This window comes from Pseudomonas sp. RIT-PI-r (assembly GCF_001297015.1).
GTDB lineage: Bacteria > Pseudomonadota > Gammaproteobacteria > Pseudomonadales > Pseudomonadaceae > Aquipseudomonas.
The window spans coordinates 243,498-264,057 of sequence record NZ_LIGE01000022.1 but is presented as its reverse complement, the minus strand read 5'-3'; the positions used below and the strand labels follow the sequence as shown (position 1 = coordinate 264,057).

The following is a 20,560-nucleotide window of genomic DNA, read 5'->3' as shown; positions in this document are numbered from 1 at the left end:
GTAGGAGTGAGCCTGCTCGCGATAGCAATCTCCAGATCACCTCAAATATCAAACCCAAGCCACCGCCAACAACCCCGCCCCCAACACCGCACACAACGGCGAATACACCCACGTATCCAGTCGCGCAAACCGTGAATCCTTCACTTCCTTGAAGAACCCGACCAGATTCGAATCACCGATCGCCCGGGCAAACAACAACAATGCAATCGCACTGATCACCCATTGCAGCGCCTTGTGCGTCACAGCCGGCACTCCCCAGCCCACCCGCATGCACACCAGCACAGCAATCACCAATAACGCCGCCGCCACGATCAGCGTGAGCCAGCCCGAAGGTTTGAAGGCCGGCCGCACCGTTGCGACAAATCCGCGCACCGGCACCTGCGGCACCACCACCGCCGCCGCCCATTGCCCGCCCAGCGCCCAATACACATGCATCAGGCTGATCACTGTAAAAACCGTCACCAGCCATTGAGCCAACACAAAGGTCATGGTTGAAATCCTTGAAAGGGATTTGAACAAATCATCCTAGCCGCATTTTTTTCAAGTGCACGACCGATCAGCGGTACGGTAAAGTGCCGCCCCATGAAATTCTCCCGTTCCGATCGCTCATTGCTGGCCTGGATGCTCTATTGCTGCGTCCTGTTCAACGTGTTCGCCTGTAGCATCGGTCACGGACAAATGGTCGGTTTGCAGCTGAACGGTATCGGCGGTCAGTTCTGTACGGTCGACCCGGCCACGCAGGCCCCGCTCGCCAGCAATCCCACCGAAGAGCAACTGCCGACGCTGTCCAAGGCGTTTGGCTGTCCACTGTGCTCCGTTGGCGGCGGCATGGGGCCGGCATTCAACTCCAGCCTGACCTTGGCCATCCTGCCGGAGCAACACAGCCCACCGCTGGCGACGATTGTCAGCGCCGCCCTGCCTGCCCGCTTCACCTGGCCTACAGCCAACCCTCGCGCCCCGCCGCTCGCCTGAGTGTTTCTGCGTTTTTGATTTGTCAGCCCACTGCGCCAACGCGCGGCGTTTGCCTGTGCGCTGACTCCTAGACAAGCATTCAGGATTCAATGATGAAACAACTCACTTTGCTGGCGAGCCTGTGCGGCTGCCTGTCCGTCAACGCCTGGGCACAAGCCTCCGTCGATCTGGCCCCCATCACCATCAACGGCGAGTCCGGCACAGAACCCGGTCTGAGCCTCGCCCAGTCCAGCGGCATGGCCTCGCGGCTTGGTCTGAGCGTGCGCGACACACCGGCCTCGGTCGCCATCGCCGACCGCAACGACATCGAACGCCATGGCGCGCAAAACTTCCAGGACGCCGCCAATACCCTGCCCGGGGTCAACGCCAGTGCGCCGCCGGGTTTTGGCGGTTTCGTTTCCTATCGCGGCTTCACCAGCAGCCAGATCACCCAGATGTTCAACGGCATCAACGTCTCAGGCGGCCTCGCACGTCCTGTTGATTCGTGGATCTACGACCGTGTGGAATTGGTCGGCGGCCCGTCATCGCTGATCAATGGCGCAGGCTCCGTCGGCGGTTCGCTGAACTACGTAACCAAACTCGCCACCCGCGACGAGCAGGCAATTGAAGGCCGGGTCAGCTACGGCACCTACGACACCACCGAAACCGCGTTTGGCCTCAACCATGCCCTGACCGAGCCGGGCGCCGATGTGCAGCACTACGCGCGCCTCGACGTCAGTCACAACACCAGCAACGGTTACATCGACCGTCAGGAACGCGATGCCTGGAGCGTGGCGTTCTCGCTGCTCAGCGATCTCACGCCGGACTTGTCGCACACCCTGGCGCTGGAGTATCAGGACGAACACGAGGACAGCCCGTATTGGGGTACACCCGTGCTCAACCCCAAGGCAGGTGAGCTGAAGATCGATAAACACAATCGCTTCAACAATTACAACGTCGAGGACGGTCGTTACGAACAACGGACGATCTGGGTACGCTCGATCATCGACTACCGGATCAACGACAGCACCACCTTGCGCAACACGCTTTATCACCTCGACAGCCAGCGCGACTACCGCAACCTCGAGACCTATCAGTACAACGCCGACAACAGCGCGGTGAACCGCTCAACCGCGTATCAGGTGCGGCATCAGGGCGAACAGAACGGCAACCAGTTCGAACTGCGCCACGACAACACGATGTTCGGTCTCGATACGACGTGGTCGGGTGGCTTCGAATACAAGGTCAACCAGACCACCAACTCGCCGCTGAACGTCAAAGGTGCCAGCACGGTAGACCCAAACAATTATCGCCCGGGGCATTTCTACGACATTCCAGGCACCAACCCCAAATTGATCAGCGACAAAACCAACGAGGTCACCACCAAGGCATTGTTCGTGGAAAACCGTTTGGCGTTGACCGACAAACTGTCGCTGCTCACCGGTCTGCGCTATGACGACATTGACCTCGACGTGACCAACCATCGCACCGTGACCGCCGCCAACCCCAAGCACCTCAAGCGCAGTTGGGAGCCAGTCACCGGCCGCGCCGGCCTGACCTACCAGTTCATTCCGTCGGCCAACGTCTACGTGCAATACAGCACCGCCGCCGAGCAACCGAATGGCACGCAGGACTTCGACGTTTCGACCGGCAAACAATGGGAGATTGGTAGCAAATTCGATTATCTGAATGGCCGCGGCTCGGCGACCGTGGCGGCGTACACCATTGAGCGCAAGGACTTCGCCGTGACTGATCCGCTGGACCCGACCAGCAGCATTCCGGTCGGCCAGCAGACATCGAAAGGCTTAGAGATCGCCAGTTCGCTGCGGATCACCGACAAGCTATTGGCCGAAGGCAACTTCGCTTGGGTCGATGCGCAGTACGACGACTTCACCGAGAAAAATGCTGCCGGCGTGGTGGTGTCACGCAAGGGCAATACGCCGACCAACGTACCGGATCGAGTCGGCAATCTGTGGCTGACTTATGATTTTTCGCCGCAATGGCAAGGTGGGGTGGATGCGCGGTATGTGGCATCGGTGTTTGCTGACACTGCCAACACCATGACGGTGCCGTCCTACACGTTGTTCGGCAGTTTCCTCAGCTACAAGGTCGACGCACACACCACCGTGACCGGGCGGGTGCGCAATCTGACCAATGAGGTGTATGCCGAGTTTGCGCATGTTTCGCCGGCGTATTACCTGGGCACACCGCGCACCTTCGAACTGGCGGTGCAGATGAAGTTTTAAAAGCATCGCGAGCAGGCTCACTCCTACAGGGGAATGCATTCCAAATGTAGGAGTGAGCCTGCTCGCGATGAGGCCATCAGCCTCAACCCTTTACTTCAAATCAGCCGAAACCTTCTCCGCCACATCCTTCGGCAACCAGGCCTGCCACACGTCCGGGTGGGCCTTCATAAATGCCACTGCCGCCTCCCGTGGCGCCGAGTGCTTCTCGCTCATGTCCGCCAACGCCTTGTTCAACGGTTCGATCGGAAAATCCACCTTGCTGAAGAACTCGGCAATCTGCGGATATTGCTTCTGAAACGGCGTTGACACGCCAATCGACAGCTTGGACGCCAGCGACCGGGTCGGTTTCGGATTGGGATTATCGGCGTCGGTCAGGGTTTTCCACGCCTCGGCATCGAACGGCGGCTCTTGCAGTTGCACCAGTTTGAATTTGCCGAGCAATGGCGTCGGCGACCAGTAGTAGAACAGCACCGGTTTACCACGACGGATCGAAGAGCTGATCTCGGCATCCAGCGCAGCCCCCGAACCGCTACGGAAATTGGTGAAGTCATCCTGCAAGCCGTAAGCTGTCAGCTTCTGCTTGTTGACCACTTCCGACGTCCAGCCGATCGGGCTGTTGAGGAAACGCCCCTTGCTCGGATTTTCGGGATCCTTGAACACATCCTTGTATTTTTTCAGGTCACTGACGCTGCGCAGGTCCGGTGCCAGCGGCTTGATGCCCTTGGCGGGATCGCCCTTGATCACGTATTCCGGCACCCACCAGCCCTCGGTGGCGCCCTTGACCGTATCGCCCAGGCTGACCACTTTGCCTTCAGCCTCGGCCTTGACCCACACCGGACTGCGCCCTGCCCATTCCTCGCCGATGACCTGAATGTCATTGTTCGCCAGGGCGGTTTCCAGAGTGATGGTAGTGCCCGGCAGCGTGTCGGTCGGCAGCCCGTAGCCCTTCTCGACGATGATCCGCAGGACATCGGTGATCAGGCTGCCGCTTTCCCAGTTCAGGTCGGCAAAATGAATCGGCGCTTGTGCCGCCATCACCGATTGCGCTGACGTCAGCAATCCGAGTGTGACCACGCTGGCGGCCATTAACCGTCGAAATCCGTTCATGCATTGCACCTCGTGCTGTTCACAGCAATGGCAGGATGGCCTGACAGAAGACCGCAAGCCTCTGAATACTCAGTCAACTGACTGTAGCCGAGGTTCCTGCTTTTTCAGGTGCCTGCGCGTGACGAGGTTATGTTTCAGATTTTTCCTGCAAGCTTTGTAGCTCGCGTCTGACCATGCTGGCGTATGCCGCGGGACGCAACGTGTAGATCTGCGAGGCGACCCAACTCAGCCACGCGCCTTGCATTTCGGCCTTCGCCGCGAACAGGCGCCGGGCTTGCGCACGCGCGGTATCGAGGTTTTGCGAATGGAAATCGGCGCGGCTCAATGCTGCGCTCACTCGCTGGCCTTGAAGGTCACCAGTTCGCCCTTGCGCCACTTGGCGGCTTTGGCGGTGACGGCTTTCAGCGTTTTGGTCAGGCCTTCCTGCAGTTGTTCATTGGCGGCGAACACCGTTACGACACTGTGCCCTTCCTTGAACAGAATCGCCTGACCATCGGCCGTCGAGACAAAAGCGTAGTCGCCCAGGCCATAGACCGTCAGTTTGATTTCGCGAAATCGGATATCCATCTTGCCGCCTTCACGGCTGGGCAGGACCGAGGCACTGAAATGATCGCCGACCTTGAGCTTGAGCCCGGGCTTGTCATCTACGACCAAAGCGCTTTCGGTATCGATTTCGGCAACGTAAATGCCTTCGGCGTTTTGCTCGGTGATGTAAACAAAACGCGATTGAAACTGCTTGACCAGCTTTGCACGCAAATCACCCAGCACGAACAAAGCATGCATATCGAGGTTACTGACTGCCAAAGAAACATCCCCACATCTGAAAAAACCGTACGCGGGAAAACGCGCACGGCAAAAAAACGGCCAGGCCGATGGAACTGCCGGTGACTCAAATGAAAAGCTCGAACCGAGCAGACTGCTCAATCATCGCGAGGTTCGCAAGACTACTGGAATGTCACCCGCGAAACTTGCCTCGATGTCGCCAAAACTCGAAGGAAAATTCCTTACTTGTGCACAGAGAATGCTGACTACGAACTTTAGGGAAAATTCTCACGAAAAAAAGCTCTTTTCCGACATATCGCTCGTGAAAAATTGCTTTAGATAAGCGCTGTCGTCAACAGGTACTGGCGATTCTAGAGCAGCGATGCTCATTACGACTACCCGAAACGGCCTGTAAATACCGGCCGCCTCATGAAAAGGACTTCATATGTGCACTCTGACTCACTTCGCCCTGCCCGCTGACGCCCGCGTAAAGTCTCCCCTCGTCCTGCACGTGAACGGGATGGCCGAACTGTCCAGCGTCGGGCAATACGCCCATACCCCACGCTTTCAGGTAATCCCTGCCGGCAACGCCTTCTTTCACATCAGGGAAAAATCGACAGGACTTGTAAGAGGTTTCCGCGAGGATCATAACGAAGCCTGCGCCCTCGCTCGCTCGCTTGAATCACAAATCGAACTCCGCGCCAGCGACTGCCTCAGATAAAGAGAGTGATCATCTGCGCCATAGGGCGCTCAATAAGGAGCACACGATGGAACTGCCTGCATACGGCTTGAAAACCCTGTTTGATCAACTGGGACTGCCTTCGGAAGACAGCGCAATCGACGACTTCATCGAAGCACATCCGCTGGCTGCCGAGACCAAACTGATCGATGCCGACTTCTGGACGCCGCAACAGGCGCAATTGCTCAAGGAGTGGCTGCGCGCCGACGGCGAGGAAGCCGTGATGGTCGATGAACTGAACGTGCGTCTGCACCGCGGCAAGTAAACCGGATCAGTGCAGGCTGTCGCCCGGCTCGGCTTGCAGTTGCGCGAGCCAGGCAGCCTTGCACTCCTCGGCTTCGTCGCGACTGGCGAATGCGGTTCCGCACCGCTCGCCATCAAGCAGCACGACCCAACAGACACTTTGACCCAATGCGCGCAGACCGGCGGGCACGCCACTGCCGATCATCACCGCGACATCGACTCTTGATTGCATGCTGACCTCCTGAATTCATTAGCTACCTAACTATCTAGGCAGATTAATGCTTTCAGTCGAAAGAAAACAGCAACCCTCGTGCACAGATTCATTGCACCTTCAGTAACAATCGATCAGCGCGGATTTTCCGGTTTGTAGCCCAAGCGCAATCCGCCCCAGTGGCGCCCCTTGACCAGGATTGGTACCGACAGGTCGTGCATCAGCTCGCCGGTATCGCGGGTATAGGTCTGCAACAGCACTGGTTGTTGATGACTGCCGCAGCGAATGCCGGTGCGGTCGGCAAACTTGCGTTTGGTGCGATTGTTGACTGCGTCGACCTGCGCATCACCGGTCAATGGCTGACTGAACAGTTGATTGTGCGTCGGTACATAACCCTGCTGCGTGCAGGCGATCGCGAACACTAGGCCCTCATGGCGCGGTAGCAACGGTTCCTGAATCGCCGGCAGCACCTGGTCGGTATAGCGGTCAAAACGGGTTTGATACTTCGCTGGCTGGGTATTCGCAATCGGCTGGTACTGACGATCGAACAGATCCTCCAGGCTGACCCGTCCCTGCTCGACATCCGCTTCGAAGCGCGCCGCAATCTGGTTCGCGCCTTCACGCGCGAGGTCGTAGATACGCTGGTGATAGTCATCGAGACCGACCTCGGCGAGGCGCTCGCTGATGGTCTCCGCCTGTCCTTCCATCTGCACCGCTGCGTCAGCGAGGCGCCGGGTCTGTTGATCGCTGATCGCCAGATCGCTGCGCATCTGCTCCACGGCCTTGAACAAGCTGTCGAGCTGTTCACGGTTGGTTTGTGCACCTCGGGCGATTTCGCCGACCTGGCTTTCCACGCCGGCCGCCAGTCGGGCGATGTTGTCCAGGTGCTGGCCGGTGTGCTCGACCTGCTCGACGCCGGTGTGCAAATCGCTCGACAGTTGGCGAATCTGCTCGACCACTTGCGCCGTACGCTGCTGAATGTCGGCCACCATCTCGCCGACCTCGCCCGTCGCCGATGCCGTGCGCGCCGCCAGACCACGCACCTCGTCCGCCACCACAGCGAAACCACGGCCATGCTCGCCGGCCCGCGCCGCTTCGATCGCCGCGTTCAGCGCCAACAGATTGGTCTGGCTGGCAATCGACTGAATCACCAGCGTCACGCGTTGAATGTCATCGCTACGTACGCTCAAGGCTTCGATCAGCTCACGGCTGGCGTTGGCGCGCTGACTGAGTTGATGCATCCGCAGGATCGAATCGGCCAGTTCGGTACGCCCCGCCGCACTGCTGTGATGCGCTTCGCTGGCGGCCTCCAGCGCTTCTCGGCTGAGCTGCGACGTGGCCTGCTCAGTGGCAATCATCACCTCGGCGTTGCTGACGATCCGTGCCGCCGCATCGAGTTGCGATTCGAGTTTGCTCGCCAGTTCCTTGACCGAAAACGCCACACCGGCCGCCGACAACGCGTTATGGCTGGTGGTATAGGAAAGGTCACGGGTCAATTCGGACATGGCGTTGCCAGTGTCGACAGGCGCGGCATCGGTGACAGTATGGGAACGCAGGCGCGGCAGCCAGATGACCAGCATTGCCAACGGCATGCCTAGGTAAAGCGACCACTCACCCAGTGTCATGCCGGCGAGCAACAGCATCAGGGCGATGCTTTGCAACGTCGGTGCGAGCCAGCGGTTTTTCGGTAAAAACACTGGTGCAGGCAAAGCCGCAACCAGAGATCCATCTCTCGTCATATCAACACCCCACGCTTGTTCTCATTGTTGTGACTGCATTAAACGCCACTACAACGCCATTATCCATGGTCCGTTAGTCGTGGGGCTGTGGCAGGTCAATGAACCGCGTGGAATATCGCAGGCGAAAAAAAGCAAAGATCGCAGCCCCGACAACCCTCTGTAGGGGCTGCCGAAGGCTGCGATCTTTTCCAGGCGCCCCTGATTAAAGGGGCACCTCACAGAATCAGGCCTGACGCTGGTGCTTGTCGATCTGCTCGTGACGCTCTTGAGCTTCGATGCAGTATTTGGTGGTCGGGCTGATCAGCAGACGCTTCAGGCCAATGGCCTCGCCGCTGTCGTCGCACCAGCCAAAGCTGTCTTCCTTGATGCGCTCAAGGGCTTGTTCCAGTTGCGGCAGCATGCGCTGGTCGCGATCGATCGCGTTGACCAGCCAGGTGCGCTCTTCTTCGACCGAAGCCGCGTCCGCCGGGTCGGCCGGAGTGTCCAGGCTCTCGATGGCGATACGGTTTTGCTCAATGCGCTCGTGGGTTTCGACTTTCATGTTCTGCAACAGCTCAGTGAAGAAAGCGTGTTGCTCGGAATTCATGTAGTCATCTGCCGGCATGGCCAGCAACTTGTCCTTTGTCATTGATATCTCTATAAAAAAACGTGCATTAAGGCGAATTAGGGAGCGTTTCGGCGATCCGCGTGCGGTCATCGAAAAGGCATCGTTTATTGCAAATGCCACCCGGCACTCAATTTACGAGGGGCGGCAGTCTAAGGCCGACTTGAGGCCTCAGCAACTGTAAATACTGGGAATTTGTCCGACAACGCCCGGAAACTGCTCTGACACAAGCTTCACAGCGGTCATCGGAGTGCGTTTATAGCAAGAAATTCAGTCAAGCGGCTGTATATAGAAGACAAACGGCTGCGCCACGCGGGCAGGCGTGGCGCATTTTGCGGTTTGCTTCGGTATCAGCGCTGGAGTTTGCGCTTGTTGCGGTACTGGTCGATGACCACGGCCACAACAATAATCAATCCTTTGATAATGTCCTGAATATACGCATCCACCCCGACAAAGGTAAAGCCACTGGCCATGACCCCGAGGATCAATGCCCCGATCACGGTGCCGGTAATGCGCCCTACGCCCCCCGCCAGACTGGTGCCGCCGATGACCGCTGCGGCAATCGCATCCAGTTCATACGACATGCCCATTCCCGCCTGCCCGGTGGCGGCACGCGCCGAGGCAACCACGCCAGCCAGGCCTGCGAGCAACCCGGCAATACTGTAGACGATCACCAGATGGCGCTTGACGTTGATCCCCGAAGTCCGCGCCGCCTGCATGTTGCCGCCGATGGCGTAAGTGTATTTGCCGTACTTGGTGTAACGCAGGGCGATGTGGAAGATCACCGCCACCACCAGAAAGATGATCACCGGCATCGCGCCATGACCAATCGCTGTGTAGGAGTCGGACAACATGCTCACCGGCTGACCTTCAGTGTAATACCGCGCCAGCCCGCGAGCCGAGACCATCATGCCGAGGGTCGCAATGAACGGCGGGATGCCGGTGATGGCAATGATGCTGCCGTTGATCGCGCCCGCCAGCAAGCCGACACCGAGCCCGGCGATCACTGGAATCCACACCGGCAAGTCCGTCAGCGACGGAAACACCGCCCGGGCGAAGTCCGAGGTCTGCGCCAGGCTGGCGGCGATCATGGCTGACAGCGCCAACACTGAACCCGAGGACAAGTCGATGCCCGTGGTGATGATCACCTGCGTCACGCCAATGGCCAGCAAGCCAATGATCGACACCTGCAGGATCATCAGCACCAGGCGCTGCGAGTTCATCAGGAAACTCTGGTCGCGGACGATCCAGCCGAACACCTCAAAAACCAGACCGATGCCGATCAGCACCAAAAAAATGCTCAGTTCAGTCGGAAAGCGCCGACGACTCTTGGTCGGCACCGTCGCTGGCTTGTTTTCCAGTATCGCGTTCATAACCATCCACCTTCAAAATAAAAATCCGCCATCAGGTCACAACGGCTGTCAGTGATGCAGCGCCATGCCCGAAGCCAACTGCATCACCCGTTCCTGAGTCGCTTCGCTGCGGTCGAGGGTGCCCATCAGATCGCCTTCGTGCATGACCATCACGCGGTCGCTCATGCCGAGTACTTCGGGCAACTCCGAGGAAATCATGATCACCGCCATGCCTTCGCTGGCCAGCAGCGAGATCAGTCGGTAGATTTCGGCCTTCGCGCCGACATCGATGCCTCGGGTCGGCTCATCGAGAATCAGGATGCGCGGATTGGTCATCAGCCAGCGCGCGAGCAAGGCTTTCTGCTGATTGCCCCCGGACAAGGTATCGATGCATTGCTCCAGTGACGGGGTCTTCACCCGCAGCTTCTTGCACATGTCTTCGCACAGCGCGCGCAGGGCTTTCTGTTGGATAAAACCGTGGCCGGCGTAATGTGGCAGCACCGCCATTTCCATGTTTTCCAGGACCGAAAGGCACGGAAACAAACCGCTGAGCTTGCGATCCTCGGTCAACAGCGCGAAGCCCTTCTCGATTGCCATGTGCGGATCGGTGATGCGCACCACCTCGCCATCGAGGCGAATCTCGCCGCCGTCGCTTGGGGTAATCCCGAACACCGCTTCAGCCACGTTGGTGCGCCCGGAGCCCATCAGTCCGGCAATGCCAAGGATTTCGCCGGCATGCAGATCAAACGAGACACCTTGGAAAACTCCGTCGAGCTTGAGCTCGCGCACCGACAGCAACAGGTCGCCGATCGGCTTCTCGCGCACCGGGAACAACTGGCTCAGCTCACGGCCAACCATCATTGAAATCAGACTATCGCCATCCATGCTGTCAGCGCGTTGCAGGCCGATGTATTGGCCATCGCGAAACACCGCCACTTCATCGGCGATAGCGAACACTTCGTTCATTTTGTGAGTGATGTAGATGATGCCTTTGCCCTGCCGCTTGAGGTCGGCAATGATCGAAAACAGGTGCGCGACTTCCTTGTCGGTGATGGCCGAGGTCGGCTCATCCATGATCAGGATGTCGGAGTCGTAGGACACCGCCTTGGCGATCTCGACCATTTGTCGCTCGGCGATGCTCAGGTTGCCGACCTGCTCTTCCGGATCGAGGTTGATGCGCAGGCGCTCGAGCAATTGCGCGGTGCAGCGATGCATCTCGCGATGATCGATCATGTGCAGGCCATTGAGCTGCTCGCGACCGATCCAGATGTTCTCGGCGATGCTCATGTGCGGCATCAGGTTGAGTTCCTGGTGGATCATCGCGATCCCCGCCTGCAGCGCCGCCAGCGGTGTTTCGAACACCACCGGTTTGCCGCGCAGACGCAGTTCGCCGGCGTCGGGTTGGTAGATGCCGGCGATGATTTTCATCAGCGTCGATTTGCCTGCGCCGTTCTCGCCCATCAGCGCCAGCACCGACCCAGGACGCACGCGAAGTTGCACATTGGACAAGGCCACCACACCGGGAAAACCCTTGCTGATGTCGCTGATTTCCAGCAGGTACGGCTCATCGACGAGAGTTGTTGCTGGCGGGATGCCCGCCAACGGGAGGGTGCTCGAAGCAATCGCTGAAGCGAACATGATCAGGTACTCCATCAGCAAGGTCGCCGCAGCCACCTTGCGTGTTTATTGTTGTTATTGAACCGACGGACTATTTGAAGGTGTCGACGTTTTCCGGAGTGATCAGGCGATACGGCACCCAGACGTTCTGCTCCACCGCTTCGTTTTTCGCCATTTTCACGGCAGTGTCGATGGAACCGTCAGCCTGGCCTTTGGCGTCCTGGAACACCGAAACGGCCATGCTGCCTTTCTTGATGGCGTTCAAACCGTCGGGCGTACCGTCGACACCGGCGATCAGCACGCTGCCCTTGTCCACCCCGGCCTGTTGCAGGGCCATGGCGGCGCCAATGGCCATTTCGTCGTTGTTGGAGACCACCGCGTCGAACTTGCGGCCCTGGGTCAGCCAGTCATTGACCAGCGTCATGCCTTTATCGCGCAGCCAGATACCGGTCTGTTCCTGCTCAACCTTGATCTGCGGATATTTCGCCAGGACCTCTTTCACGCCCTTGGTGCGGTTGGTCGTGGAGTTGTTGGCGAGGTCACCCAGCAGGATGACGATTTCGCCCTTGCCGCCCATTTTGTCGGCGAGGTACTGCATCTGCATTTCGCCGGCTTCAAGATCGTTGGAGGCAACCGTGACCACGCCCTTGGGCAGCTTCAGATCATCGGGACGGCGGTTGACGTAGACCAGCGGGATGCCTGCCTTCACGGCGGCTTCGGTGATTTTGCGGGTCGCTGCGGTATCCACCGGATTGACGACAATGGCATCGACTTTCTGACTGATGAAGCTTTCGACCTGGCTCAACTGCTTAACCACGTCGCTGCGCGCGTCTTCGAATTGCAGCTTGACGCCATCGGGGTAGGACTTGGCCTTGCTGTCCATGGATTCGCGCAGGTACGTCAGCCAGGTGTCATCGAACTGCGACATGCTTACGCCGATGCGCATGTCGGCCAATGCCACGCCGCTGGCGAACATCAGGGACAGGGCCAGTGCGGTGAAACGGATCGGGGTCTTCATGAAAGGTCTTTCTCCACATTCTTGTTGGTTTTATGGATGAGGCGGGACGATTTCAGTGAACGGGCAAACGGACGATCGGGGCGCCGGGGATGCAGCAGACCAGGGCGCCGTTGCGCTCGACGCAGAGCAGGCGAACGAAGAAATGCAACGAGGCGCGAGGCAGATCGCGAAAGAGGTGGAGCGCGAGGCGTGAAACAGGCGAAGCAGCGTTAAAGGTTTTCATCGACGGTACCTGGCTTTTGTTTCTTGTTTTTGGTTCGCCCTGCCCTCGTTCAAGCCTGGCTTGAGCGAGGCTGGACGTTGATAGTCGGCAACCTGGAAACGACATTATTGGAAATTTAATTCCAATTCAACTCATTTTAGAATTTTATTCTAAATTTGCTCCAGGCGCTCCGAACGCCTGCAAATCGACCACTTGGCCACGCTCGGCACTCAGCCGTGCCGCGTCCAGAACACGGGTGGTTGCCAGTGCATCACGCGCCTCCACGGGCAATGGGCCGCCGCTGTGTAACGCGGTTTGTAGCTGCAGATAGAACTGATTCCAGCAGCCGCGCTCCGATGGCACTCGCTCGCGAATCTCGCCCTGTTCGAACCAGCCCCACCGGCGATGCTCCTCGACACCCCAGCGTTCGCCCGCCGATCTCGGCGAAAGCCCGGCCAACGCCTGAGCCTCCTGACCGTCGAGGCCATCGACGCTGTAGCAACCCTGCGTGCCGGTGACGCGAAAGCGCGGGCCGGGGCTGTTTTGCAGGCAACTGCCGCCCAAGTGCGAGATCACCCCGCTGGCGTGGGTCAGCGAGACGAAGAAACCGCTGTCGTAGGCCTGCTCTTTTTCCAGGTGATCCAGCTCGCCGTACACCCGGCTGACCGGGCCGAACAGCAGCAGCGCCTGATCCACCAGGTGACTGCCGAGATCGCGCAGAAAACCTCCGCCGCTGCCGTTGTTCACCGATGGCGGCGAGTAGCGTTCGACCCGCGACTCGAAGCGGGTGACCTGCCCCAACGCACCGGATTCGATGAGTTTGCGCACCGTAAGGAAATCGGAATCCCAGCGACGGTTCTGATAAACGCTGAGCCGCACACCCTGGCGCTCGGCCATGGTGATCAAGGTCTGCGCCTGTTGCGCATCGGCGGCGAAAGGTTTGTCGCTGACTACCATCACCCCGTGCTCAAGGCCATCGAGTACCAGCGCCGGCCGGCCCTTGAGCGGCGTGGAAATCACCAGCACATCCACGCCCGCCTCGACCAGTTGGCCAATGCTGTCGAAGGCTGGCACGCCGGGATACTCAGTGGCGAGCAACTGCTGGCGTTCGGCAGAGCGCGTGACCACACCGACAAAGGTCGCACCGGGCAGACTGCTGAGCAGCGGTGCATGAAAAAAGCGACCGCCATGGCCGTAACCGACAAGTCCGATACGCATGATTCGACTCCTTCTTATTGTTATGGATCGAAACGAACCCTGTGTAGGAGCTGCCGAAGGCTGCGATCTGTTGATCTTGCTTTTGATTCTTAAAAATCAACGTCAAAAGATCGCAGCCTTCGGCAGCTCCTACACCGGGATAGGTGCGGCCTCAGCGGCAAAGTTCGCTTTTAACCCGCTCCAGCATCATCCGGTTGGATTCGTCCGGCCGGTCTTCCCAGGCGAACACCGAGACTGTGGCGATGCCGTCGAACTTGATCTCGCGCAACGTGCCGAAAAAAGCTGCCCAGTCGACTTCGCCCTGACCGATGTCCAGATGCTGGTGCACGGTGGCGGTGACGCCCGGCGGATTGACGATGTAGCGCAATCCCGACGAGGCCTTGTGGTTGTAGGTGTCGGCGATGATCAGGTGGCTGAGTTTCGAACCCGCGTACTTGAGCATCGAGGCAATGTCACCGACGCCGTCGTCATAGAAAAACGTGTGTGGCGCGGCATAGAGGTAGTTGATCCAGTCGCAGTCCAGCCCGCGAATGATGTCCACCGACTCGTTGTTACGCTCACAGAAGTCATACGGATGCGCCTGGATATCCAGTTTGATGCCCTCGCGTTCGAACTCGGGGATCAACTCGTCCATTGAACGCATGAACTGGTTTTCGCACACCAGCGGGTTATCCGATTGACCGGTGAATTCCGTGTTGACCAGCTCGCAATCCATCGCCACGGCAATCTGAATCGCGCGTTTCCAGTTGCGCACGGCGGCCACGCGCAAGCCTTCGTCGGCGGCAGCCCAGTGGTACATCGGTAATAACGAAGAGAGTTTGACCCCGGTGTCGCTCAGGGCTTTGCGAAACTCCTTGATGCGCGCCTTGTCGACACGCGGCGCCTTGTAGAACGGCAGAAAATCTTCCCGGGGGGACAGCTCGATGTGTTCGTAACCGAGCTCGGCGACCTTGTCGACCATCTTGCCCAAGGACAGATTGCGGTACATGTAAGGATCCAGTGCGATGCGCATTACTTCCTCCTTCACACAATCCCTGTGGGAGCGGGCTTGCTCGCGAATGCGATGGCACATCCAACACTAATGCCGACTGACACACCGCTTTCGCGAGCAAGCCCGCTCCCACGATTAGATTGGGGTTATCCGTAGAAACGTGGCCGTTCTGGCAGGGTGACTTTGACGATCTGCCCGTTGTTTTGCGCTTCGATGCACGCATCCGCCGCGACCGCTGCGGCGAAGCCATCCCACGCCGACGGGCCACCGACCTGCCCGGCGCGCACGCTGTCGATGAAGGCCTGCAACTCAACGTCGTAGGCGCCAATGAAGCGATCCTTCCAGTCCATCAGAATTGCGTTCGACAGCTTCGCGCCGCTGCGCATTTGCACCTGTTGCGGCTCGGGCAGCCTGGCGATGCCGGTTTCGCCCACCACCTCGCACTGAATGTCGTAGCCGTACTGGCAATTAACGAAAACTTCGACGTCGATACGCGTGCCCTTGGCGGTTTCCAGCAGGACGATTTGCGGGTCTTTCAAATGCGCCAGTGCTTTACTCGATTTGCGCGGGAACACCACTTGCACCGACACGTAATCGTCGTCGAGCAACCAGCGCAGCACATCCAGTTCGTGGATCAACGTGTCGGTGATCGCCATGTCGGTCTTGTAGTTTTCGCCCACGCTCGGGTTACGGTGCGCGCAGTGCAGCATCAGTGGTTCACCGATCTGGCCGCTGTCGATCACCGCTTTGAGCGCGCGATAGCCTTCATCGTACGGCCGCATGAAACCGACCTGCACCAGACGCTTGCCGTGGGCGACCTCGGCTTCGACGATCTTGCGGCAGCCGGCGGCAGTCACCGCCAGCGGCTTCTCGCAAAACACCGGTTTGCCGGCGGCAATCGCTGCCAGCACAAACTCTTCGTGACTCGGCCCCCAGGACGTGACGAGGATCGCCTCGACCTCTGGCGCCCTGATCAGCGCATGGCCGTCGGGATAGACCTCGGCGGTCAGTTTCAGATCGGCAACGACTTTCGCCGCTTGCTGCAAATTGATGTCGGTGACAGCGACGACCTGACTGTTGAGCAAAGTCTGGCTGCAACGACGGATGTGATCCTGGCCGATGGCCCCGGTACCGATAACGCCAATCTTCAAAGTCATGGACACTCTCCTGCGAAATTATTCCTGGATTCAGGGGCAATCAGTACTGACGGGCCTTGGCCAGTCGTTCATTGAGGGTCTTGGCCACCGCATCGGTGCGCGCACTGGTCGACACCTGCGCCACACCGACCCGCCACCACGACAGGTATTTGTGGATCATCGTCTTCGGCAGCACCTTGATATCGATCAGCGTCGACACCGTCTGCAAGCGCGCATCGGCCAGCGCCGCTTGCAGCTCTTCGACGCTATTGACCTTGTAGGTCTTGCAGCCGTAAGCCGCCGCGCTCATGGCGAAATCCACCGGCACAAAACCACCGTCGAGCTTGCCGGTCTCGGGATTGCGGAAACGGAACTCGGTGCCGAAGCTGTCCATGCCGTGTTCCATTTGCAGGTTGTTGATGCAACCGAAAGTCATGTTGTCCAGCAGCACGACGTTGATCTTGCGCCGCTCCTGAATCGAGGTCGCCAGCTCCGAGTGCAGCATCATGTAGGAGCCGTCACCGACCAGTGCGTAGACCTCGCGTTCAGGTTCGGCGAGCTTCACGCCCAGCGCGGCGTTGACTTCGTAACCCATGCAGGAATAGCCGTATTCGACGTGATAGGTGTTGACGCCCTTGCTGCGCCAACTGCGCTGCAAATCGCCGGGCAGGCTGCCGGCGGCGGCAACGATCACGGCGTCGTCGGCCAGAGTCTCATTGAGTACGCCGAGCACGCGGCTTTGGGTCAGGCACGACCCGGTCAGCTCGATAAATTCACGCAAGACCGCCGGATCCATGTGGTCGTTGATTTCCGGGACGAAATCCTTGGCCTGGTAGTCGACCTGATAAATCCGCTCGACCTCCTCATCCAGTTGCGCCTTGGCCTGACGCGGTTGCTCGCCCCAGCTCGAACGGTATTCACCCAGTGCTTGCGACAACGCCTGCATGCCGTTTTTGGCGTCGGCAAGCAACTGCACACCGTCGAGTTTCAGCGCATCGCAGGGGCTGATATTGAGGTTGAGAAACTGCACCTCCGGATGCTGAAACAACGACTTCGACGCCGTGGTGAAATCGCTGTAACGGGTGCCGATACCAATAATCAGATCGGCCTCTCTGGCCAGCAGATTCGCCGCCAGACAGCCGGTTTCACCGATGCCGCCAACGTTCAGCGGATGGCTGGAGACCACCGCACTCTTGCCGGCCTGGGTTTCTGCAAATGGAATGTCGAAGCGTTCGGCAAACGCCTGCAACGCCGTATTGGCCCCGGAGTAACGCACTCCGCCGCCACAGATGATCAACGGTTTGCGCTTGCCTTTGAACAGCGCCAGCGCGTCGCCGAGCATCGCTTCGGTGGCCGGACGACGCTCGATGCGATGCACGCGTTTTTGCAGGAAATAATCCGGGTAGTCGTAGGCTTCGGCTTGCACGTCTTGCGGCAAGGCCAGCGTCACCGCGCCGGTTTCGGCAGGATCGGTGAGCACGCGCATGGCGTGGATCGCCGCCGTCATCAACTGCTCGGGGCGGTTGATGCGGTCCCAATATTTGCTTACGGCTTTGAAGGCATCGTTGGTGCTGATGCTCAAGTCGTGGAACTGCTCGATCTGTTGCAGCACCGGATCGGGTTGTCGGCAGGCGTAGACATCGCCGGGCAACAACAGCAAGGGGATACGGTTGGCAGTGGCCGTGGCGGCAGCGGTAATCATGTTGGCCGCACCGGGGCCGACCGAAGAGGAACAGGCGTAGATCTTGCGACGCAGGTGCTGCTTGGCGAAACCGATGGCGGCATGCGCCATGCCCTGCTCGTTGCGGCCCTGATGGACGATCAAGTCACCGCTGTCCTGCTCCAGTGCCTGGCCGAGGCCCAGCACGTTGCCGTGACCAAAAATAGTGAAAATCCCGGCGACGAATTTGCTTTCTACGCCATCGACCTCGATGTACTGGTTATCGAGGAATTTCACCAGGGCCTGAGCCATGGTCAATCTTGTTGTGGTCATAACCGATCCTTCAAAAAGTACACCTCCCCTCCTGTAGGAGCTGCCGAAGGCTGCTCCTACAGGGGGATTTGTCAGGTCAGGGAATTTTGCAGGTGAGCCATGCTGGCGCCGATGGCTTGGCGGATATCCGTCAGGCCATGCACGCTGTCGGCGAATGGCTCGAATGACAGGTAGCCGTCGTAGCCACTGGCGAGCAGTTGCTCGATCTGCGCGGCATTCCCCAGAATGTCGCCCTCGCCCACCAGCACGCGATGACCATCACGAATGCTATTGAGCGGGGCGTCGGCCTCTTCGACGCCGGAGATATGTACCAGCCCGGTCAGCTCGGGGAAGAACTCCTGCTCCCTGGCCAAATGATGGTGGAAGGTGTCATGCACCAAGCGGAATACATCCAGGCCGCCCACAGCCTTGATCGCCTCCACTGCCGTGTATTTACGGCGCAGCGAGCACTCTTCGAAACCCAGCGGTTCGATGAAACCGAGGATGCCGTGATCGCGCAGCATCGGTGCCAGCTCAGACAACGCGGTGCGCAAACCCGCCGCGCGTTCGGCCTGGCTGCGAGCGTCGGCACGATCATTCAGTGGGCACATGACCAGGCCCTGCGCGCCGCAATCGCGGGCATACGCGGCGAGCTTCAAGGCTTGCGCGCGACGCTGGTCGTTCCACACATCAAAGGGATACAGCGCATTGATCGACAGCACGTTGATGCCTTTCGCCGCGCACATTTCACGCACCTGTTCCGGCGCAGTGCCGTCTTCGATTTCGACACCCTTGAGGTCGTTGCGAATCTCGATGGCGTCGGCTTTCAGGGTCACCGCCAGTTCAATGAATGCCGGCAGCGACAGGCGTGGGGCGACCATACGGTTCAGGGCGAAACGCAGGGGTTTGCTCATGACAGTGGTTCTCCGCAGAAAGACGTTATTTGGCGGTGGGCATGCTGAATTCAGGGCCTTTGGCGATGCTGTCGGGCCAGCGCTGCATCACGCTTTTGTAGCGGCTGTAAAAACGAATGCCTTCCTCGCCATAAGCGTGATGATCGCCAAACAGCGAGCGCTTCCAGCCGCCGAACGAGTGCCACGCCCTCGGCACCGGAATCGGCACATTGATCCCGACCATGCCGCCCTTGATCGTGCGCGCAAATGCCCGGGCAATGCCGCCGTCACTGGTAAAGCAGGACACGCCGTTGCCGAACTCATGGGCATTGATCAACGCCACGGCACTGGCAAAATCGGGCACGCGAACAATGCCCAGCACCGGGCCGAAAATCTCTTGCTGGTAGATGCTCATCTCGGTAGTGACGTTATCGAACAGCGTCGCCCCGACGAAGAAACCCTCCTCCGCGCCCGGCACCTTGAAGTTGCGCCCATCGACTATCAATTGCGCACCTTGCGCCACGCCTGCGTCGATAAAACCTTCGACCTTGGCCTTATGCTCAGCCGTCACCAACGGCCCCATGTCGCTGTCGCCCTGCATACCGTTGCCGACTTTCAGTTGATCGATGCGTGGCAGCAGTTTCGCGATCAACTGATCGCCGACATCGCCCACCGCGACGGCAACCGAAATCGCCATGCAACGCTCGCCCGCCGAGCCGTAAGCCGCGCCGATCAAAGCGTCTGCGGCTTGATCGAGATCGGCATCGGGCATGACGATCATGTGGTTCTTCGCCCCACCCAGCGCCTGCACACGTTTGCCGCGCGCGGTCGCTTGCTGGTGGATGTATTCGGCAATCGGTGTCGAACCGACAAACGAGATCGCCTCGATATCCGGGTGTTGCAGCAAGGCGTCCACCGCAACTTTGTCGCCCTGCACGACGTTGAACACGCCATCGGGCAAACCGGCCTCCGTGAGCAATCGCGCCATCAGCAGACTTGCCGACGGGTCGCGCTCCGACGGTTTGAGGATGAAGCAATTACCGGTGACCAGCGCCAGCGGGATCATCCACAGCGGCACCATCACCGGGAAGTTGAACGGCGTCACCCCGGCGCACACACCGAGTGGCTGACGCAGGTTCCAGTTGTCGATGCCGCCGCCGATGTTGTCGCTGAAATCGGTTTTCAGCAGGTTCGGCGCGCCACAGGCGTACTCGACGATCTCGATACCACGGGTCACTTCACCCTTTGCGTCGGACAGCACCTTGCCGTGTTCGCGGCTGATGATTTCTGCCAGTTCGTTGTGGTGCCGGTCGAGCAGTTCCTTGAACTTGAACATTACTCGCGAGCGGCGCAGCGACGATTGCTCCGACCACGCCGGGAACGCTTGCAGCGCCGAGGCCACTGCCTCGTCGACGGTTTTTTCAGTGGCCAGCCCGACCCGCGCCTGCACCGCACCGGTGGCCGGGTTGAACACATTGCTGAAGCGTTCGCTGCCGCTGTCCTGCACCTGGCCGTGGATGTAATGGCCTAAAACCGGGGTGTCGCTCATTGTTGTTGTT

At 59.2% G+C, this 20,560-nt stretch carries 21 protein-coding genes; 4 read left to right on the top strand and 17 right to left on the bottom strand.

Annotation, left to right across the window (positions count from 1 at the left end; translation table 11 throughout):
* Positions 1 to 48: 48 nt before the first annotated feature.
* Positions 49 to 489: a DUF3995 domain-containing protein gene (locus tag AK821_RS09325; RefSeq protein WP_064389402.1), complete on the bottom strand. Its 441-nt coding sequence runs from the start codon at positions 487 to 489 to the stop codon at positions 49 to 51.
* Positions 490 to 582: 93 nt separating this feature from the next.
* Here AK821_RS09325 and AK821_RS09320 point away from each other — a divergent pair, with 93 nt between their 5' ends.
* Together AK821_RS09320 and AK821_RS09315 are read left to right on the top strand one after the other, a co-directional pair.
* The gene (locus AK821_RS09320) at positions 583 to 972 is read left to right on the top strand and encodes a DUF2946 domain-containing protein (protein ID WP_064389401.1); all 390 of its coding nucleotides are present in this window, start codon (positions 583 to 585) and stop codon (positions 970 to 972) included.
* A 92-nt stretch (positions 973 to 1,064) separates the two neighbouring features.
* A complete protein-coding gene (locus tag AK821_RS09315; protein ID WP_064389400.1) occupies positions 1,065 to 3,197 on the top strand; it encodes a TonB-dependent receptor in 2,133 nt (710 codons plus the stop codon).
* A gap of 90 nt (positions 3,198 to 3,287) precedes the next feature.
* Here AK821_RS09315 and AK821_RS09310 read toward each other — a convergent pair whose 3' ends face one another.
* The 3 genes from AK821_RS09310 to AK821_RS09300 form a co-directional block, all read right to left on the bottom strand.
* Positions 3,288 to 4,304: an ABC transporter substrate-binding protein gene (locus AK821_RS09310; RefSeq protein WP_064389399.1), complete on the bottom strand. Its 1,017-nt coding sequence runs from the start codon at positions 4,302 to 4,304 to the stop codon at positions 3,288 to 3,290.
* 127 nt (positions 4,305 to 4,431) lie between these two features.
* Complete coding sequence (locus AK821_RS09305; protein ID WP_064389398.1) at positions 4,432 to 4,629, bottom strand: hypothetical protein; 198 nt, start codon at positions 4,627 to 4,629, stop codon at positions 4,432 to 4,434.
* An 8-nt stretch (positions 4,630 to 4,637) separates the two neighbouring features.
* Positions 4,638 to 5,108: a hypothetical protein gene (locus AK821_RS09300; RefSeq protein WP_082355425.1), complete on the bottom strand. Its 471-nt coding sequence runs from the start codon at positions 5,106 to 5,108 to the stop codon at positions 4,638 to 4,640.
* Between the two features lie 403 nt (positions 5,109 to 5,511).
* On the opposite strand from AK821_RS09300, the gene AK821_RS31005 reads away from it, so the two are divergent.
* Complete coding sequence (locus tag AK821_RS31005) at positions 5,512 to 5,787, top strand: hypothetical protein (RefSeq protein WP_064389396.1); 276 nt, start codon at positions 5,512 to 5,514, stop codon at positions 5,785 to 5,787.
* Between the two features lie 46 nt (positions 5,788 to 5,833).
* Positions 5,834 to 6,070, top strand: a complete 237-nt coding sequence (locus AK821_RS09290; RefSeq protein WP_064389395.1) for a DUF2789 family protein — start codon at positions 5,834 to 5,836, stop codon at positions 6,068 to 6,070.
* 6 nt (positions 6,071 to 6,076) lie between these two features.
* On the opposite strand, the gene AK821_RS09285 is transcribed toward AK821_RS09290, so the two are convergent.
* The 13 genes from AK821_RS09285 to AK821_RS09230 all read right to left on the bottom strand — a co-directional run bounded on the left by AK821_RS09285 (position 6,077) and on the right by AK821_RS09230 (position 20,550).
* Positions 6,077 to 6,280 (bottom strand): hypothetical protein, encoded by a 204-nt coding sequence (locus tag AK821_RS09285; protein ID WP_064389394.1) that lies wholly within the window; start codon positions 6,278 to 6,280, stop codon positions 6,077 to 6,079.
* A 113-nt stretch (positions 6,281 to 6,393) separates the two neighbouring features.
* The gene (locus AK821_RS09280; RefSeq protein ID WP_419225194.1) at positions 6,394 to 7,617 is read right to left on the bottom strand and encodes a methyl-accepting chemotaxis protein; all 1,224 of its coding nucleotides are present in this window, start codon (positions 7,615 to 7,617) and stop codon (positions 6,394 to 6,396) included.
* A 604-nt stretch (positions 7,618 to 8,221) separates the two neighbouring features.
* Complete coding sequence (locus tag AK821_RS09275) at positions 8,222 to 8,626, bottom strand: TraR/DksA family transcriptional regulator (RefSeq protein ID WP_008084239.1); 405 nt, start codon at positions 8,624 to 8,626, stop codon at positions 8,222 to 8,224.
* 326 nt (positions 8,627 to 8,952) lie between these two features.
* Positions 8,953 to 9,975, bottom strand: coding sequence for an ABC transporter permease (locus AK821_RS09270; RefSeq protein WP_064389392.1), 1,023 nt, complete (start codon positions 9,973 to 9,975; stop codon positions 8,953 to 8,955).
* A 48-nt stretch (positions 9,976 to 10,023) separates the two neighbouring features.
* Positions 10,024 to 11,592: a sugar ABC transporter ATP-binding protein gene (locus AK821_RS09265; RefSeq protein ID WP_064389457.1), complete on the bottom strand. Its 1,569-nt coding sequence runs from the start codon at positions 11,590 to 11,592 to the stop codon at positions 10,024 to 10,026.
* A gap of 70 nt (positions 11,593 to 11,662) precedes the next feature.
* Positions 11,663 to 12,589, bottom strand: coding sequence for a sugar ABC transporter substrate-binding protein (locus tag AK821_RS09260; RefSeq protein ID WP_064389391.1), 927 nt, complete (start codon positions 12,587 to 12,589; stop codon positions 11,663 to 11,665).
* A 52-nt stretch (positions 12,590 to 12,641) separates the two neighbouring features.
* Positions 12,642 to 12,812: a hypothetical protein gene (locus AK821_RS30895; protein ID WP_163024178.1), complete on the bottom strand. Its 171-nt coding sequence runs from the start codon at positions 12,810 to 12,812 to the stop codon at positions 12,642 to 12,644.
* Between the two features lie 144 nt (positions 12,813 to 12,956).
* The gene (locus AK821_RS09255; protein ID WP_064389390.1) at positions 12,957 to 14,009 is read right to left on the bottom strand and encodes a Gfo/Idh/MocA family protein; all 1,053 of its coding nucleotides are present in this window, start codon (positions 14,007 to 14,009) and stop codon (positions 12,957 to 12,959) included.
* A gap of 151 nt (positions 14,010 to 14,160) precedes the next feature.
* Positions 14,161 to 15,021 carry a sugar phosphate isomerase/epimerase family protein gene (locus AK821_RS09250; RefSeq protein WP_064389389.1) on the bottom strand — a complete coding sequence of 287 codons (861 nt, stop codon included), beginning with the start codon at positions 15,019 to 15,021 and terminating at the stop codon, positions 14,161 to 14,163.
* A gap of 125 nt (positions 15,022 to 15,146) precedes the next feature.
* A complete protein-coding gene (locus AK821_RS09245) occupies positions 15,147 to 16,157 on the bottom strand; it encodes a Gfo/Idh/MocA family protein (protein WP_064389388.1) in 1,011 nt (336 codons plus the stop codon).
* Between the two features lie 40 nt (positions 16,158 to 16,197).
* Positions 16,198 to 18,129 carry a 3D-(3,5/4)-trihydroxycyclohexane-1,2-dione acylhydrolase (decyclizing) gene (gene iolD / locus AK821_RS09240; protein ID WP_064389387.1) on the bottom strand — a complete coding sequence of 644 codons (1,932 nt, stop codon included), beginning with the start codon at positions 18,127 to 18,129 and terminating at the stop codon, positions 16,198 to 16,200.
* A 71-nt stretch (positions 18,130 to 18,200) separates the two neighbouring features.
* On the bottom strand, positions 18,201 to 19,022 hold the full coding sequence (locus AK821_RS09235; RefSeq protein ID WP_064389386.1) for a TIM barrel protein: 822 nt from the start codon (positions 19,020 to 19,022) through the stop codon (positions 18,201 to 18,203).
* Between the two features lie 25 nt (positions 19,023 to 19,047).
* A complete protein-coding gene (locus AK821_RS09230; protein WP_064389385.1) occupies positions 19,048 to 20,550 on the bottom strand; it encodes a CoA-acylating methylmalonate-semialdehyde dehydrogenase in 1,503 nt (500 codons plus the stop codon).
* Positions 20,551 to 20,560: the final 10 nt, after the last annotated feature.